Origin of the sequence: Leptolyngbya sp. 'hensonii' (genome assembly GCF_001939115.1) — a bacterium.
Taxonomy (GTDB): domain Bacteria; phylum Cyanobacteriota; class Cyanobacteriia.
In genome coordinates, this window is sequence record NZ_MQTZ01000011.1 from 102,226 (window position 1) to 118,100 (window position 15,875).

Below are 15,875 nucleotides of genomic sequence, written 5' to 3' on the forward strand. Positions count from 1 at the left end.
CAGACGAGGGGAATGAGGCAATAACCAAGGCCAGTCAAGGTTTCGTTGGGTTCCGCCAACACTTCACTAACCCGCTACGACTCAATCCGCAGGGGGCAAAAAAAGCGGGAGGGGCAGAGCCTGGGTATGAGGGAGGGGCAGGAAGCGATCGTCACTTCCACTTCAGCGATCGTTAGGAATGGAGAAGCTGTCGTCACTTCCACTTCAGCGATCGTCACTTCCACTCCAGCAGTCGTCACTTCCGCTGAAGCGATCGTTAGGAATGGAGAAGCAGTCGTTACTTCCGCTGAAGCTGTCGTCGCTTCCACTCAAACTGTCGTTACTTCCACACCTATTTCAGACCATCCGACCTGTGCGAACCTATGGCAACTAGAATTTACCTGATCAAGACAACGCATCTGGATCTTCTCCCAACTCTCGGAGACGGGCAGCCAGGCGATCGGCCCGTTCTGCATCCGTGGGAATCCAGATGTTGCGATCGTCATACCAACGTAACCACAGACGTTCAATGCCTTCAAAGGCTCCACTCCACAGCCCAATTCCAAGCTTTAGCTCAGGAATCCAGATACGCGGTTGCTGAGAGTCAAGCACCTGCTCTTGATAGCGTCCGCCGACTAACTTGAAAAACCGGATCTGGTTGGTGTAGCGGCTGAAAACAATGTAGTAAGGGACACGCAGGATTTGTTCATAGACTTCCCACTTACGGGGAGGTTTATCCTGGATCGTTTCCCCATTCCCAACTTCCGGCTGCAAATTTAGCGTAGCAGCCACGATCGAGGGGTTTACCTCTGGCAATTTGGCATGATCACCCAAATCCTCTTTTTCAGTGCCAGGAGAAAGTAGTTCTACTGCGACGAAAGGAGCAACCCCTTCCTGCCAGAGCACATAGCTTGAGCGCAAATCAGTTCCTTGGTAGAGGCGTTGCACTCCAAGCACGAGAAACCAATCGGGACGTTTAAACCACTGAGGATGGTGAACATCGTAATACAGGTTCAAATCCGTTCCTGTAAAGATCTGAGATTTAGCGTAATGGTGGAGGCGTAGGGTAGCACTGAGGAGTTGGGGCTGAAGGTCATGAAACTCGTCTGGCAAGCCGGAATCCTCAGGTGTCTCGCTGGGCAAATCGTACATGGTGGGCAGCGTTTGGCAAGGTGCCAGCGGTAGCCCAGGCTGGGGTAGGGAAGGATGTCGCTGGCTCATCATCGATCGGGTTCAGCCACAATCTTTTGACACCATAATATCAAGCGAGAAGATTACGAGGTAAAGTTTGCAACCACTGGTGCAAGTCGTCCAGGTGGTTGAAGTCAAGCAATGCCTCTCCCAAATCCTCCAGTTGAATTAGGGATAGAGCCCGCACCTGGGCTTGAACCTCATCCGGGATAGTGCTCTGGATGCGACGGCTCAGTTGCCGCAAGATCAGGGTCAACGCTTCTTCTTGCCTGCCTTCTTGCCTGCCTTCTTGCCTGCCTTCCTGCCTGCCTTCCTGCAAAATATCCTGATAGATGACGGATTCGCGCATGGTCCTCTCCCGAAACAGTTGACGAATTACCTTTTTCTTAAACCGTAAGCCTGCCAACAATTGAACGTAAGCGGAGACTTCCCGCTGTTGCTGACTTGATTCTATCCTGTCCACCTGTTGGGCGATTTCTGCCAACAGTTGTTCTGGATTGGAAGCAGCAGCCAGAGGAGCCAGGGGTAGCAATGCCGGGTCCTGCAAGAAAAAGGCCGGGTCTTGTTCCCACATAGGAATGATGCGATATTCATGGCGAGTTGAAGCCGCCACAAATGCAGTTTCGATCGGGGTGCCCTCTGCTGGAGGCGTCAGCAGCACCACTGCCTGAGTCACGGGCAGCCGATAGAGACGGTGCAGCCGGATGAAGTAATCCAGCATCCTAAGGATCGTGGATTTAATAACTCCGAAATTTTCAGCCCTCACCCCCAACCCCCAACCCCTCCCCCTCTCCCATCGGGAGAGGGGGAGGGGGGGTGAGGGCAATCAGGAGTTTATCGGTGTTATTTAATTCTCATTCCTAAGGGGTAAAGGCGGATCTGACTCCAGCTTGACCTGAAACTCCAAGTGCAGGATCTGCTCTTGCAAACCCAAGAAAATGACTGAATCAGCCCGAATCGGCTCAATGCTCAACTCTGTTTTGAGCACTTCGACAGCAGGGGGTAGATAGCCCAAAATCCAGGCCGCAAAGCGATCGGGATACTTCTCTGAAAGCAGCTTGCAGACGTTATCGAAGGACATTTAAGGGACGTAGATGTTTGGCTGGCTGACGCGATGAGATTCCGTTCAGAAGGTGGGAATTAACTGGCGCAGGGTCTGGGCCAGCCGTTCCGCACTATCCGGCACTGCCAGGGAACGGGCCTGAGCCGACATTTCCTGCAGCCGTTCCGGTGCTTGCAACAGGTGCGTTACCTTTGCCTCCAGTGTGTCAGGCGTCAGTTCTGATTGCCGGAAAACCAGGGCCGCCCCAGCCTCGGCAAAGGCAGCCGCATTGTACGCCTGGTGATCTTCTGCAGCAAAAGGGAAGGGAATTAGAATGGCGGGCAGACCCGCGATCGCCAGTTCCGTCAGGGTACCGGCTCCAGCTCGACTGATGGCCAGATTGGCCCGATGAAACAGACCGGCCATATTGTCATAGAAGGGCAGGGAAATATAGTGAGGATGATCCAGGCTCTGGGCCTCTGGATCATTGTCTCCCGTGAGATGCACCATCCAGGCCCCGGCAGTTAGCCAGGTCGGGGCACATTGGCGCACCAGACGATTCACAGCCACGGCTCCCTGACTGCCCCCCACAACCACAATCAGCGGCACCTCAGCCGGAATGGGCAGATCGATCGGTGGCGGTGTCTCCACCCGGAATTGTGCCCGCACGGGGGTTCCAACACAAATTGTTCGAGCCTTAGGTAAGAACCGAGCTGCGGCCTCAAACCCGATCGCCACCGTACTGCACCAGGGACTGAGCCAGCGGGTGACCTTACCGGGAATAGCATTCGATTCGTGCAGGAGGGTGGGCAAACCCAGGGAGCGGGCCGCAATGATGGCTGGCGCAGCGATATAGCCACCTGTGGTAAAAACCGCCTGAAACTGGTCGCGCTGCAGCAGTTGGCGCACCTGCCAGATGGCCCGCAGGAACTTGAACATCACTCTTAGCGTGGCCAACCCCCGCTTCTGGAACCCCTCAACCGGCACAATCCGCAGGGGATACTGGTCAGGCACCAGGCGAGTTTCCATCCGATCGGGCACCCCCAGCCATTCGATCTGATAGTCCGGCAGTTGCTCAGCCACTGCGATCGCAGGGAAAACATGGCCTCCCGTCCCACTGGCAGCAATCAGAAGTTTTGGCATGGGTCATTCGTGATTCGTCATTCGCTATTATCGGCCTGAAGGGTGTCAGCCGGGGCTAATTCTTCGTTAAAGGAGATCAAAAGTGGGCGGATGGGCATCCTCCAATCGTGAATGACTCATTAGTCATTCCCTGATCCATCCAAACCGACCCCGGTGCTACGCGCCACCCCTCCCCAGGGGGGATCAGCCCCTTGGGCCAATCTGCGACAGGGACAGGGCTCCATCACACGGGCCTTGAGCCTCGATCTAGATTACTGGACCAAGCTCTTTGCCTTCCCAGAATGAATAACCCGTGCTCTCGGAAGGGGATCCACCCAATGACTAATGACCAATGACCAATAACTAATGGTTTAGTCTAGAATCGTGGTCTACATCATCCCTCTCCCCAGATACCTGCTTACTGACTATGCAAATCCAGTATTTTTCTGCTGCTTCCCAAGTCAACTGGGCTCGTTCTCTCTTCCTCACCCTGGCCCTGACGGCTGGAGGATTTGGCTGGCAGGCTGATCGAGCCCGTGCAGCATCTCCAGACACAGCACCGGTTCCGATTAAAGCGGCCCTAACCCAGATCGATGCGGCAGCTAATAACCGGGATCTGCAAACGGTTTTGCAGTTTTACAGCGAGAACTTTACCAATACGGATGGGCTAACCCGGCAGAGTCTGGCGGATGCCCTGACAGCTCTGTGGAAGCGATATCCCAAACTGACCTACCGGACTGAGATCAAGTCTTGGAAAGCTGATGGCAATGGTTTCATGGTGGAGACAGTAACCACCATTACCGGTATCCAGCGGGCAGATGGGAAAGAAATGGCTCTGACCGCAACCCTGCGGGCACAACAGCGGGTGGAGGGCAATAAGATTGTGCGCCAGGAGATTCTGGCAGAACGCAGTCAACTGACTTCGGGAGCCAAACCCCCCACGGTTCAGATTATTCTGCCGGAACAGGTGACGGTGGGGCAGGCTTACAACTTTGATGCGATCGTGAAGGAACCCCTGGGAGATGGGGTTTTGCTGGGAACCGCGATCGAGGAACCCGTTCGGGCTTCCAATTACCTGGTAACCTCCCCTGCGGAATTGGAGATCCTCTCAGCAGGTGGGATCTACAAAACGGGACGAGCTCCCAACACGCCAGAAAGCCGCTGGATTTCAGCCGTGCTGGTGCGGGAAGATGGAATGGTGATCATTACTCAACGTCTGCGCGTGGTGCCGAAGTGAGCCGGATTGAGAACCAGATTGTTTTAATTACCGGGGCCAGTAGCGGGATTGGGGCAGCCTGTGCCGAGGTCTTTGCCCGATCGGGGGCGAGGCTGATTCTGGCGGCTCGTCGTGGTGAGCGACTGGAACACCTGGGCACCGAATTGCAGCAGCAATATGGCAGGCCCGTGCTGTGCCTGACGCTGGATGTGCGCGATCGGGTTCAGGTCGAGGCAACTTTGCAATCCTTGCCAGCAGAGTGGGCTGCGATCGACATCCTGATCAACAATGCTGGCCTCAGCCGAGGTCTGGACAAGCTGTATGAGGGTAAAGTCCAGGACTGGGAAGAGATGATCGACACCAACATCAAGGGGTTGCTCTATGTCACCCGGACGGTGGTACCGGGAATGGTCAGCCGGGGACGGGGGCATGTGATCAACATTGGGTCGATCGCAGGCCATCAGACCTACCCGAAGGGAAATGTCTACTGTGCCACGAAGGCGGCTGTCCGGGCTCTTTCAGAGGGGCTGAACATTGATTTGCTGGGAACAGCAGTCCGGGTCAGCTCAGTTGATCCGGGCTTGGTAGACACGGAATTCAGCACGGTTCGATTTCATGGAGATACCGATCGAGCCAAAGCGGTTTATCAGGGGCTAACCCCCCTCAGTGGGGAGGATGTGGCCGAGGTCGTTCTGTTCTGTGCCACCCGTCCGCCCCATGTGAATTTGAGCGAGGTGCTGCTGTTGCCGACGGCTCAGGCCACGCCAACGCTGGTGCATCGATCGGAGAGTGCTGCTGATTAAGCAGTGTACAGTTTGGGCCAGCGCAAACTCTGCCAGCAATTACAGCAATCGGGCCAGACAGTCCTGGAGCAGAAGCTGCCATTACTACCTGCTGAATTAATTCCTGTCAACCTGCGGAATGTCGGATTGCAGATATTGAATTAACTGTAGGATGATTTGGCGGGGAGAAAAATGATGCAACACAAACTGTTGGGCTTTTCTCCCCCGAACAAGGCTTTCCTGGGGATTTTGTAGACAAAATTCCATCTTTTCAGAAATTGCAACCGGGTCTTCATTATTTACCACAAAGTTAGCAGGACCAGCTATTTCAGGGAGACCCCCCATGCAGCTCACAATCGAGCAGGTCTGAACACTGGACGCCTCCAACACGACATAGGGAGCTGGATCTTGCCATCGGGAGGGAACCACAAGAGCCAAGGCCGAGGTCAAAGCCTGTAACACTTCAGCCTGACTTAATCGACCTAAAAACTGCACATGATCCTCGATGGCTAAATCAATTGCCATTTGCTTGAGCTTTTTTGCTTCTTGACCTTCTCCAATAATCAGAACCTGGAACTCTTGATAGTGAGCAGATAAAATCCGGGTAGCTTGCAACAGGAGATCGACTCCTTTATCGTGACTCAGTCGCCCAACAAAAACAAAGGTGTAGGGTTGGGAGAGGGTTTCCCTGTTTTTGGGGATTGGGCTTTCAGTAATCGGAATGGGATTGTATAAGGTCAAGACATCCCAGGGAAATGCAAGGGACTCTGCTAAAAACTGACTGCAAGCCAGATGACGATCGGCCAGCCAGGCTGTGCAAAGACGAATAATCAACCTGACCCATATCACGATCGCATACAGTTGCCACTTCAAGGGATATTTCGGTTTTGGGAGAGAATACAGAACATCAGTTCTAATTCTCTCCAGAAATTTCATGGGCTGATATTGGATATGGATAGATTGATAGAACAAATAGTGATATTTAATCACTATTTTTCTATTAAATATTTTGCACAGGCAAGCGAATAATAAGTGATTTGAATTCATATGGACAATATCGGCCCAAAGAATCATCTGCAACCACTGATAACAATTCTGTTCATGAGTCGAAACAACTTTGGTATCTATGCCTTGCTCTTTCAAACCTAAGGCGATGTAATTCACATAAGTAAGAACACCACTAATCTCATCGTTCCTGTGTCGATGTTGAAGTAATACCTTCATAGAAACAGATTCATTTCCTGGCATAGAGAATGAAAAACACTCAGAAAATTGGCTTGATTATGAGTCGATTCAATCCAAATTCTTCCAGCTTTACCCAGGTATTCTCTCCGATCGGAATCATGCAAGAGCGTATTCAAAGCAGCCTCAAATTTGGGTAAAATTTGCAGCCCTGTCCCATTGGCATCGCCCACAAATATCCCAAAGTGAGCAGTGACCTGATCGGGATTGACACAACTAATGATGGGAGTTTCCCAGGCAAGAGATTCTTGAAAAGTTACTGGCAGCCCTTCATGAATAGAGGTGTTGAGCAAAACCCAGGCTGAAGACATCAGTTGGGCCTTTTGCTCACCATCAACGTGACCCAACATCTGAACGTTAGCAGGCAATGCTTCTGCCTCCCAACCTCCTGCTCCCTTAAAGTGATTCTCCCCCAAAAAAATGAAATCTACTGTGGGAAATTTTTCTGCTAAAGCAACCGCCAACCAGGGGCGTTTAATCGGATCCAGTCGGCCCACCACAATCACAGTTGGCTTGGTAAACTTCTGTACCGGTCTGGTATTTCTTGCCAAAATATTTGGCAGGTAGTGAATTTTGGCAGGTTGAAAACCGTAAGTGGGCAGGATTTTATCCGCCAAAAAAGGAGCTGGTACTGCAAAGCTCATAGGACGACCCAGGGCCTGGGAAAGATAATAATCCAGGCAAAATGACCGCATATCCCGTGATTGGGTTCCCCGTGGGGGATGGGAACTGCCAGGAATTTTCAGGCTTTGGATCAGAGCTTTATCAGCAGGTGGCCAGGGATCACGGATCCAAAACAAAATAGGAGTGCGAGGAACAGCCCAAAAAAATAACCGATAAATTGCCTGATTATCAATACTGACTAGTAGGTCAAATTTCTCAGCTTGAATACGTCTGAACTGCTCTCTTAAAGTACCCGTTCGCCACAAAACTCTTGAGCCATGAAGTGTTTCTATCTTTGTATGGGAAGCTTCCACCTTTCTAGCCATTAATAGAACAGCTTCTATACCCAGCTCTACGTTTTGACTGAAACATTGGGAAAGTTGCTTCGCGGCCCATCCAAAACCACCAATTCCAGTAATTTTTGGGGCGAATAATTCACCTGAAATAATTCCAACCTTTAAAGGTCGCCCTTTAATTCTAAAATCAAACTCTGGTTGTTCCATGTCTCAAGTGATGTTGTGATAGCTCAAGCGATCACATAATAAGCGATCGCGAATAGTTTGTAAGAAGGAGACCTGGAGACTTTGTAAAGCAACGATAATAATTCCAGATGGCAACGATTTGAACGGGTACATGTCATCTTTGCCCTCACCCTAAATCCCTCTCCCAATTTGGGAGAGGGACTTTGAAATGATTCGGCTCGCCTTCGCCCTTTTTGGGAGAAGGGGCTGGGGGATGAGGGCTAGAAAGTATCACTGCAAAAGTGACATGCTCCCGATTTGAACTTTGGGAGTTCAAAGGGCATGATAGGGAGTTATGTGGCAAACTCTCCTTTCCTATGCAGCGGGTACCGTTGTGGCTCTGTTTCCGATCGCCAATCCGATCGGTGCAATTCCCATATTCTATAGTTTGACCGAGCAGGATAGCCCGCCCTATCGCCATGCTCAGGCCCGGGCAGTGGCCCTGAATGTCCTCTGGGTGCTGGCCCTGTTTCTGTTTGCAGGTCGGGAAATTCTTGGCTTCTTTGGGATTTCCCTGGATGTGCTGCGGATTGCTGGCGGGCTGCTGGTGGCCCATACGGCCTGGCAAATGGTGACGGTGCGCCAGCGTTTGACCGATCTGGAGCACGAGGAAGCGATCGACAAGGAAGACATCTCCTTTACCCCCATGGCCGTTCCCCTGGTGAGTGGGCCGGGGGCTATTGGTATTGTGATCAGTATCTCTGCCAGATTGAGCGACTGGGCCAGCTATGTGGGCTCTTTGATGGGAGTGGCCCTCTTAGCTATATCTCTGTACTTTTGCCTTACTCTGGGCGAACCGTTAGTCAAGGCTCTGGGACGGAATGGGCTGGGGGCACTCAATCGGGTGTTTGGGTTTTTTATTCTGGCGATCGCTGTGCAATTTATCAGCGAGGGTTCCCTCAATCTACTGAGGGAGGCTTTGGGTGAACTGTTCCATCAAACTTGACAGATCCAGATTGGATCGGCATCCGTATATCTGATTGCACAGGCATTGCCTGCAGGTAACCCCTTTAATCAAATCGCTGTAAAGTTATGACGATCGTTAACCTTGCTCCCACAACCGTACAATCTGTAGTACAGCAATATTTCGCAGCCAGTCGATCGACCACTAAAGTCGAAGGTATGGTAGCTTGCTTTGCTGAAGATGCCACGACCTATGAGCCTGTGGGTGGTCCCCCATCCCAGGGTCATGCTGCCATTCGCCAAACCCTGCAAGGATTGGTCGATTTATTTGCTGAGGTGGGTCTCAGGGAAGAGTTTGTTTCGGTGAATGGCCATCAGGTGGCTGTGAAGTGGCGAGGACAGGGGCTGGGTCGAAGTGGCCGGACGGTAGCCTTCGAAGGCATTGATCTATTTGAGGTGAATGAAGCCGGTCAGATCCAAACCCTGTGGGCCTACTGGAATCCAATGGCACTGGTGGCAGAGTTACAAGAGGCCGCATGATCAGGCAGATCAGTCGTTCCCTGGGTCCCACAGAACAAGCACTCTGGCTACACGATCAAGCCCATCCACTACATTTCGTGCTGACGGCTCAGTTCCGGGGAGATCTGGATCCAGTCGGCCTGGCCCAGGCCCTCGATCACCTGCAGGCTCGCCATCCATTACTGCGGGTCAGCATTCACACCGATCTGTCTGGCTCCCCCTATTTTGTGGAAGGTTCAGCGCCTATCCCCCTGCAGGTACTTCCCCGCCTGCACTCCCAGCACTGGCAACAGAGGGTGGCCCAGGAACTGACCCAACCTTTTGATTGGGCTATCGCCCCCCTGATCCGGATCGTGCTGCTGCAGTCCCCCGGTCTGTCAGATCTGCTGATGACCTGTCACCATACGATCGCGGATGGCCTGTCAGCGGTGATTCTGCTGCGGGAATTGCTGACTCTTATGAATCAGAGTCCATTGCCACCGGCCCAACCACTCCCCTCGGCTCTGGAGACCTTACTGCCTGTCCAAGAGCCAGCCTACCCAGTCCGGGTGGGTCAGACAGTTCTAGCCCGATCGCTGCTCTGGGTTAAACGACTGTTTCAACCCGCCCGCCCGCCGTTCCATCCCCTGGCTAATCTCCAGCTTCGGGTCCAGTCTGGCTCCCTGCCCCCAGCAATGACCAGGGCCTTGTTACGCCAATGTCGCCAGGAACAAACCACGGTTCATGCAGCCCTCTGTGCTGCTTTTCTCCTGGCTTTGGCCCAACAGGAGAGCCATCTACACAGCCTACACTGCTTCTCGCCGGTGAATCTACGGCCCTATCTGACTGCCTCCCTAGCAGAAACCTGTGGGCTGTACATTGTTCCCGCCAGAACCACCCATGACCTGACTGCAGGACAAACCTTCTGGAATATAGCCCGATCGTTGAAATTCCAGATGACTGGGCAACTGACGATGGAGAAGCTACAGTCCGCCTGCCGTCAGATCCAGGCTCTGACAGCAGCTCGACCTGATCCCCACACCCTGCTGGAAATTTTTACAGACAACCTGAATTCAGATCTGATGGTAACGAATCTGGGTCGCCTGGATCTGCCACAGCAGGCAGGTTCTCTGAGCCTGGAGGCAGTTTATGGGCCTGCGGTACTATCAGGATTCCGCCAGGAGCGGGTTGTGGGTCTGGCTACCCTGGACGATCGCTTATTTTTTACTATAGTTTGCTCAAAATCTGCTGGAGATGATGGGAGCGATCGCTGGCCAGAAGCAGCGGTGCAGATTCTGGAACGGATGCTTGCACCCTGTCAACCAGAGGTGCGTTGATTCACTGACCTATTTTCCAGGAGTGCCCTACTACATTGCAGGGATACAATACTCCTGCCTTGTCGTCAGTCTGGAGCATTTGATGGGCAATTAGCGCCGTGGCCAATAATGCCTCACCCGCAACAAGCAGCTCAATGCCCAGGGCAGAATTACTGCAGGGGAAAGATGATGAGGCTGACTACTCTTTTTATTATTTAATAACCATATAGCTATTAAATTTACTGCTTGACCTATAATAAGGGTGTGATCCGGATGAATGGATTGAGCTGAATACACGGGTTTAACCCATATCTGCTCCTCTCCGTGTCAGCATTTCGGCAGTCCAGTCCTCACAATCATGGGGGCGTTGTAATCTCTCAGGAGTCAACTTGAATGATGTGGAACCAATCGACGATTGGTATGCTTCATCGCCTATTCCTATCCTTGGGAGTGGTGGTTCTTATGTTCAATCTGCAGACCCCTATTGTCCTGGCCCAGACCAATCCGTCAGAGCTCTCAAGAGCTGTGCAGGAGATTGAACTACTGGATACAATGCGCTCTGAATTGGCTTCTACCCTCGAAGGTAAAACCGAAGAACCAACGATGCAAACCATGAAAGAAGTCTGCTATCCGGTAGGAATGCGTGTTATGCAGTTGAGTCAGGAAAATGGTTGGCAGGTAAAACAGATAGCCAGTAAGTATCGGAACCCTGCCCATGCCCCTGACGATTTACACGCCAAACTGGCACTGGCTAAGTTTCAACAAGATCAAGACCTGGTGGGTTTTTGGGAGCGGGAAACCATTAATAACCAGCCAGGGACGCGCTATTACCGTCGAATCAACGTGGAACAGAGTTGCCTGGTATGTCATGGGCTGAAAGATGGGCGGCCCCAATTTGTGAAGGAGAAGTATCTCCAAGACCTGGCCTACAACTTTCGAGTTGGGGACTTGCGCGGAATGTATTCAGCGTTCATTCCTGATTTGAAGGCAACCTCACAAAGCACACAAAAATAATGCAGGAAAGATTGCTAAATTTGGCGTAATCTTGAGCAGACTATAGGAGGCAAAAGTGCAATATCACAAAAGCGAAAACAGCCAAAAAGCTGGCTTCAGTTATTGGCTTACTGCAGGAGCATGTGTTGCAGCAATGATGAACGTTGTGTTAGCAGAATTCCTATTTAGTGCAATCAGGAGGTCAATATGACGGTTAAATATGTCACCCATACCCTGACAACTGGAGAAATCACGGTGATGGGAAATATCATCGATGTGATTACGGTCAAAGGGCATACCATTWCTCGGGTGGGGGCGATCGAAAGGCAGGAGCAGCAAAATCCTCCTGCGGTGCATGTCAATCTGGATGTCACGCGAGGAGAAAGTTCAGACGCAACACTGGTTATGATGCTGGGGCTCCAGGATGCTGTGGAATTAGGATTACAACTGGTGGCAATGGGAATCGAAGACAACCCAACTATTAGCATTGAAGACGTGCGAGAGCGTCTGGTTCGGCTAGTTACAGAACTCGATCAAACTTTGCAGGTTTCTCACTAACCACGGCCCAATTCAGATCTCCAACTTCTTCAAGAAGTTGGAGGTCTGGCGATCATCACAATCACCCCTTTTAAGTTTTCGGGTTAGGGCAATGGCCGCTTCCACACCCCCATACCAAATTTATGAAGAAATCAGGCAATTGCAGAACCTGGAAATAAACCAGAATCGTAATAATGATTGTGTAAATTGTGGAGCCACCCAATCCAATCAATAAGTCCCGTTTGATATTCCGCTTCTCTTCCGTTAGGAATATCTCCATTGCACCAAGCTGCATCATTACAATGCCAAGGACATTTGAGAGCCAGTAACCGACGATCGTTCCAGGTAAAAACCAGTCTGGGTTGATCCATCCGACTGCATAGCCAAATACCAGGGAGATCGGCAGGTTAAAGAACAGATCATTCCACCAGGAAAGGGGAGATAGCATATAGCCAAGTCCCACCATGGCTCCACCACGTAGTTTCCTGAGCCAGTTCAGCATCTTCTCAAGAGATGAAGTAAAGAAATGAAGCATATTGTCTGCCCCTACTCCTTTCAAAGGGAGTAGGGGATAGGACTGGAACTCTAGCTTTCAGCTTCGACTAGAACTGCAGTCGCTGTCTCTGAGGTGGTCTCCTCGACCAGAACTTCAGCCTCAGGAGCCACTTCCTCGACCGCAGCCTCAGCGACTGGTTCGGGAGCAGTCTCTTCAACTGGAGCTTCCGCTTCAGGAACAGTCTCTTCAACTAGAGTTTCAGCGACTGGTTCGGGAGCGACCTCCTCGACCGGGGCTTCAGCCTCAGGAGTCACTTCCTCGACCGCAGCCTCAGCGACTGGTTCGGGAGCCACTTCCTCCACTGGAGCTTCCGCTTCAGGAACAGTCTCTTCAACTGGAGTTTCAGCGACTGGTTCGGGAGCGACCTCCTCGACCGGGGCTTCAGCCTCAGGAGTCACTTCCTCCACCGGAGCCTCAGCGACTGGTTCGGGAGCAGTCTCTTCAACTGGAGCTTCCGCTTCAGGAACAGTCTCTTCAACTGGAGTTTCAGCCACTGGCTCAGGAGCAGTCTCTTCAACTGGAGTTTCAGCCACTAGCTCGGGAGCGACCTCCTCAACCGGAATTTCAGCTACTGGTTCGGGAGTGACCTCTTCTACCACAGGGGGTTTAGCTTGGGTGGGTTTCGGACCCCGGAGGAAAGCCGGATTAACGGCCTGGGTGGGCTTTTCGTCTCGCGAATTGCCCTTCTTTCCGCCCTTCGCCGATCGATCCCCGTCCCTTTTAGAGGGCCGGGCCTCTCCAAAACCTCGATCGCCCGTTTCCCGCCGATTTTCCTGGGCACCGCTGGACTCGGCTGCATTTTGCCGTTCAGACTTCTTAATTGGACGCTCTACCATAATTTATTTCCCGCGCTTATTTAGATCCTAACTTGCAATCAGCTCTAATGATAGATCTGATGCATCACCAGGGCAGGAGACTGCCATCCCAGGAGAAAAACTGGCCACTGTTCTCCGGTTGCAAAGACTCAATGACAGCCAGGAGTTGGGTGACCGTCCGATCGACCGGAAAGAGCTTGTCAGGGGCTACCTGGCGCTGGAAGGGTTTGGATAGGCGAGTATCGGTGGTGCCGGGATGGAGGGTCACCACGATTGTCTGGGGGCTCTTGCGGGCATATTCGATCGCGGCTGTCCGCATTAGCATATTGAGTGCTGCCTTCGAAGCCCGGTAGCCATACCATCCCCCCAGATGATTATCCCCAATGCTGCCCACTTTGGCGGAAATACTGGCAAACACAGTGCGATCGCTATGTTTCAGTAAGGGCAGCACCTGCTTGGCCAGCAAAACGGCCCCAATACTATTGACCTGGAAATAGCGCATCAGATGCTCAGACTGAATTTGCTGTAGGCTTTTTTCTGGCTGAATTGTGTCTGTGTGTAGGAAACCCACACAGTACAGCACCAGATGCAAGCGATCGATCTGCTGGTGGATTTGAGCGATCCCATCAGCAATCTGGGCTTCTGCAGTCACATCCATCTGAAGCAGCCGAAGCCGATCGGGATGGGCGGCAGCAAGATCGGTCAAAACTGGTGATACCTCCTGGCGATAGGTGGCGTAGACCTGGCCAGTACGCGCCTGGCCTAACAGTTGCCGAACGAATCCGAGACCAATGCCCTGACTGCCCCCCACGATCAGTGCATTGATGGAGGGTATTTGTGCAAAAACAGTCATTTCTTTTGCCCCAGGGAAATTAATCGATCGCGATCACAGAGGCGGATAGTTGTGCCATTGATTTCAATCATGCCATCCTGACTAAGCTTGTAAAAAGTGCGAGAAAGGGTTTCTGGAATGGTTCCTAAGAGAGCAGCGAGTTGTCCTTTAGGGAGATTCAATTCAACTACTTCAATATTGCCAAATTTATCACTCAAATTTAGCAAATAGTTGGCCAATCTTTCTGGCACTTCAGTAAAGGAAAGTGTGTCTACTAAATGGGCTAACTTCCGCATATGACGTGCAAAAGTTTTCAACATTGAAATTGCTAACAATGGGTTTTGTTGTAACACCATTAGAAATGCAGTTCCTGGAATGAACATCACTTCAGAGGCTTCGATCGCCGCCGCAGAAGCTGGAAAGTGTCCTCCATCCAAAGCCGGAACTTCAGCAAAGTGTTCATTCGTCTCAAAGATATGGAGAATTTGTTCTTTCCCTCCAGTAGCTACTTTGAACACTTTGATGCGACCGGATTTAATAATGAATAAACCAGTGCCTTCATCCCCTTCCAAAAACAGGGTTTCCCCCCTTTTATAGGTCTGGGGAATAGCAATATTGGCCAGGGCACTGAGCTGTTCCTCAACCAGATCTTGAAAAATAGGTGTTTGCTGCAGAAACTGTTTAATCTCTAAAATCCGTTCACTGACCGTCATAGGGGCTGATTTCAATACGCCTTCAGGGTTCACCATAACGGTGAAATTGTACAGCGAGAGTTCTTCTATGCTATGCGATCGTCCTCTAATCCTTACTATTCACTCTCCGAACCTCACCATTCACCCGCCATCCTTTAGCAGACCAGTACCCTTAGCATCAACACCGTATTCTCTGGCAAGGTAGCGATTCAATTCCTCGTCGCAACAACAAGCAACTTATAAGTAGGTCGGCATAATTAAATCGAGGATAGGTGTAGGGGTGAAGGGGGCATGCCCCCAGACCCCCATTTTTATAATTAATCTCACCCGATTACTTAAGGCTGGTTTTGAAGTAGGAACGACTCAACGAAATCGGCATCCTTGGTAATGACAATGCGCTGGTCTTGGATCGAAAGCTGATTAATGAATGCATCAGGGGTCGCATTATGCTGCGGCAAATCTATGAAATACCGGGGATCTGCTTCTACTTTAACCTCGGAATAATCCCATCGAACAGATAATCTGTGCCCCTTCTCGCCGTTCCTCTGGGTTGATCACACACAGGGCATCATGCTCCCGCAGAAACGTTACCAGTTTTGCCATTATTACCCAAAGACCCTGATGATCAGATTATTTTCATCCCCCAAGATGCCCTCTTTTTAGTACCCTTTGCCATACCAGAATACTCATCGCGAAATGCCTCGCTATGGCCAGCCTCCCCTGCAACTCGGTGCCCTGCCAGGAGTGGTTACACAAATGCAGCAGGCCCGCATTATTCACCTGGCCACCCATGCTATTTTTTGGGGCTTTGCTGAATGCAAATATGAATTACCCTCATCCCCAACCCTTCTCCCGCAGGAGAAGGGAGCTAAAACTCTTGTTCCCTCTCCTTTGGGAGAGGGCTAGGGTGAGGGCTGCATAAGGCTCAAGCACGAAAATCATCCTTCTATTCAGCAACGCCTTTTTTTGCAAGCC

20 protein-coding genes are annotated in these 15,875 nt (G+C 51.5%); 8 read left to right on the plus strand and 12 right to left on the minus strand.

The genetic code is table 11. The annotated features are described in order from the left end of the window. Positions 1-74: 74 nt before the first annotated feature. The 5 genes from BST81_RS04060 to murG all read right to left on the minus strand — a co-directional run bounded on the left by BST81_RS04060 (position 75) and on the right by murG (position 3,355). Entirely contained in the window at positions 75-308 is a 234-nt protein-coding gene (locus tag BST81_RS04060) for a hypothetical protein (protein WP_075597257.1), read from the minus strand. Between the two features lie 76 nt (positions 309-384). Next, entirely contained in the window at positions 385-1,203 is an 819-nt protein-coding gene (locus tag BST81_RS04065) for a Uma2 family endonuclease (RefSeq protein WP_075597258.1), read from the minus strand. Positions 1,204-1,240: 37 nt separating this feature from the next. Then, positions 1,241-1,891, minus strand: coding sequence for a DUF4351 domain-containing protein (locus BST81_RS04070; protein WP_075597259.1), 651 nt, complete (start codon positions 1,889-1,891; stop codon positions 1,241-1,243). 126 nt (positions 1,892-2,017) lie between these two features. Then, positions 2,018-2,251, minus strand: coding sequence for a hypothetical protein (locus tag BST81_RS04075; protein WP_075597260.1), 234 nt, complete (start codon positions 2,249-2,251; stop codon positions 2,018-2,020). A 45-nt stretch (positions 2,252-2,296) separates the two neighbouring features. Next, positions 2,297-3,355, minus strand: a complete 1,059-nt coding sequence (gene murG / locus BST81_RS04080) for an undecaprenyldiphospho-muramoylpentapeptide beta-N-acetylglucosaminyltransferase (RefSeq protein WP_075597261.1) — start codon at positions 3,353-3,355, stop codon at positions 2,297-2,299. Between the two features lie 406 nt (positions 3,356-3,761). On the opposite strand from murG, the gene BST81_RS04085 reads away from it, so the two are divergent. Together BST81_RS04085 and BST81_RS04090 are read left to right on the plus strand one after the other, a co-directional pair. Then, positions 3,762-4,571, plus strand: coding sequence for a nuclear transport factor 2 family protein (locus BST81_RS04085; RefSeq protein ID WP_075597262.1), 810 nt, complete (start codon positions 3,762-3,764; stop codon positions 4,569-4,571). Then, positions 4,568-5,353 carry an SDR family oxidoreductase gene (locus BST81_RS04090; protein WP_075597263.1) on the plus strand — a complete coding sequence of 262 codons (786 nt, stop codon included), beginning with the start codon at positions 4,568-4,570 and terminating at the stop codon, positions 5,351-5,353. The genes BST81_RS04085 and BST81_RS04090 overlap by 4 nt, the downstream gene beginning before the upstream one ends. Before the next feature lie 96 nt (positions 5,354-5,449). Here BST81_RS04090 and BST81_RS04095 read toward each other — a convergent pair whose 3' ends face one another. Continuing rightward, a complete protein-coding gene (locus BST81_RS04095) occupies positions 5,450-6,580 on the minus strand; it encodes a glycosyltransferase family 4 protein (RefSeq protein ID WP_253188074.1) in 1,131 nt (376 codons plus the stop codon). Then, positions 6,553-7,269, minus strand: a complete 717-nt coding sequence (locus BST81_RS27915; RefSeq protein ID WP_171974658.1) for a glycosyltransferase family 4 protein — start codon at positions 7,267-7,269, stop codon at positions 6,553-6,555. The genes BST81_RS04095 and BST81_RS27915 overlap by 28 nt, the downstream gene beginning before the upstream one ends. Before the next feature lie 784 nt (positions 7,270-8,053). Between BST81_RS27915 and BST81_RS04105 the strand changes: the two genes are divergently transcribed. The 5 genes from BST81_RS04105 (at position 8,054) to BST81_RS04125 (ending at position 12,026) form a co-directional block, all read left to right on the plus strand. Next, positions 8,054-8,704 (plus strand): MarC family protein, encoded by a 651-nt coding sequence (locus BST81_RS04105; protein ID WP_075597265.1) that lies wholly within the window; start codon positions 8,054-8,056, stop codon positions 8,702-8,704. 86 nt (positions 8,705-8,790) lie between these two features. Beyond that, positions 8,791-9,201 (plus strand): nuclear transport factor 2 family protein, encoded by a 411-nt coding sequence (locus BST81_RS04110; RefSeq protein ID WP_075597266.1) that lies wholly within the window; start codon positions 8,791-8,793, stop codon positions 9,199-9,201. Next, positions 9,198-10,496, plus strand: coding sequence for a condensation domain-containing protein (locus tag BST81_RS04115; RefSeq protein ID WP_075597267.1), 1,299 nt, complete (start codon positions 9,198-9,200; stop codon positions 10,494-10,496). The genes BST81_RS04110 and BST81_RS04115 overlap by 4 nt, the downstream gene beginning before the upstream one ends. Before the next feature lie 441 nt (positions 10,497-10,937). Further along, positions 10,938-11,489: a DUF3365 domain-containing protein gene (locus tag BST81_RS04120; RefSeq protein WP_253188075.1), complete on the plus strand. Its 552-nt coding sequence runs from the start codon at positions 10,938-10,940 to the stop codon at positions 11,487-11,489. Positions 11,490-11,675: 186 nt separating this feature from the next. Continuing rightward, complete coding sequence (locus BST81_RS04125) at positions 11,676-12,026, plus strand: hypothetical protein (protein WP_075597269.1); 351 nt, start codon at positions 11,676-11,678, stop codon at positions 12,024-12,026. 70 nt (positions 12,027-12,096) lie between these two features. On the opposite strand, the gene BST81_RS04130 is transcribed toward BST81_RS04125, so the two are convergent. The 5 genes from BST81_RS04130 to BST81_RS29070 all read right to left on the minus strand — a co-directional run bounded on the left by BST81_RS04130 (position 12,097) and on the right by BST81_RS29070 (position 15,358). Further along, a complete protein-coding gene (locus tag BST81_RS04130) occupies positions 12,097-12,540 on the minus strand; it encodes a hypothetical protein (RefSeq protein ID WP_083636661.1) in 444 nt (147 codons plus the stop codon). A gap of 50 nt (positions 12,541-12,590) precedes the next feature. Continuing rightward, entirely contained in the window at positions 12,591-13,397 is an 807-nt protein-coding gene (locus tag BST81_RS04135; protein WP_075597270.1) for a hypothetical protein, read from the minus strand. A gap of 64 nt (positions 13,398-13,461) precedes the next feature. Continuing rightward, positions 13,462-14,229, minus strand: a complete 768-nt coding sequence (locus BST81_RS04140) for an SDR family NAD(P)-dependent oxidoreductase (RefSeq protein WP_075597271.1) — start codon at positions 14,227-14,229, stop codon at positions 13,462-13,464. After that, positions 14,226-14,957, minus strand: coding sequence for a Crp/Fnr family transcriptional regulator (locus tag BST81_RS04145; protein WP_253188076.1), 732 nt, complete (start codon positions 14,955-14,957; stop codon positions 14,226-14,228). Before BST81_RS04145 ends, BST81_RS04140 begins: the two co-directional genes overlap by 4 nt. A gap of 278 nt (positions 14,958-15,235) precedes the next feature. Continuing rightward, positions 15,236-15,358, minus strand: coding sequence for a DUF5615 family PIN-like protein (locus BST81_RS29070; RefSeq protein WP_290439415.1), 123 nt, complete (start codon positions 15,356-15,358; stop codon positions 15,236-15,238). Positions 15,359-15,569: 211 nt separating this feature from the next. Here BST81_RS29070 and BST81_RS04150 point away from each other — a divergent pair, with 211 nt between their 5' ends. Continuing rightward, complete coding sequence (locus BST81_RS04150; RefSeq protein WP_171974659.1) at positions 15,570-15,806, plus strand: hypothetical protein; 237 nt, start codon at positions 15,570-15,572, stop codon at positions 15,804-15,806. Positions 15,807-15,875: the final 69 nt, after the last annotated feature.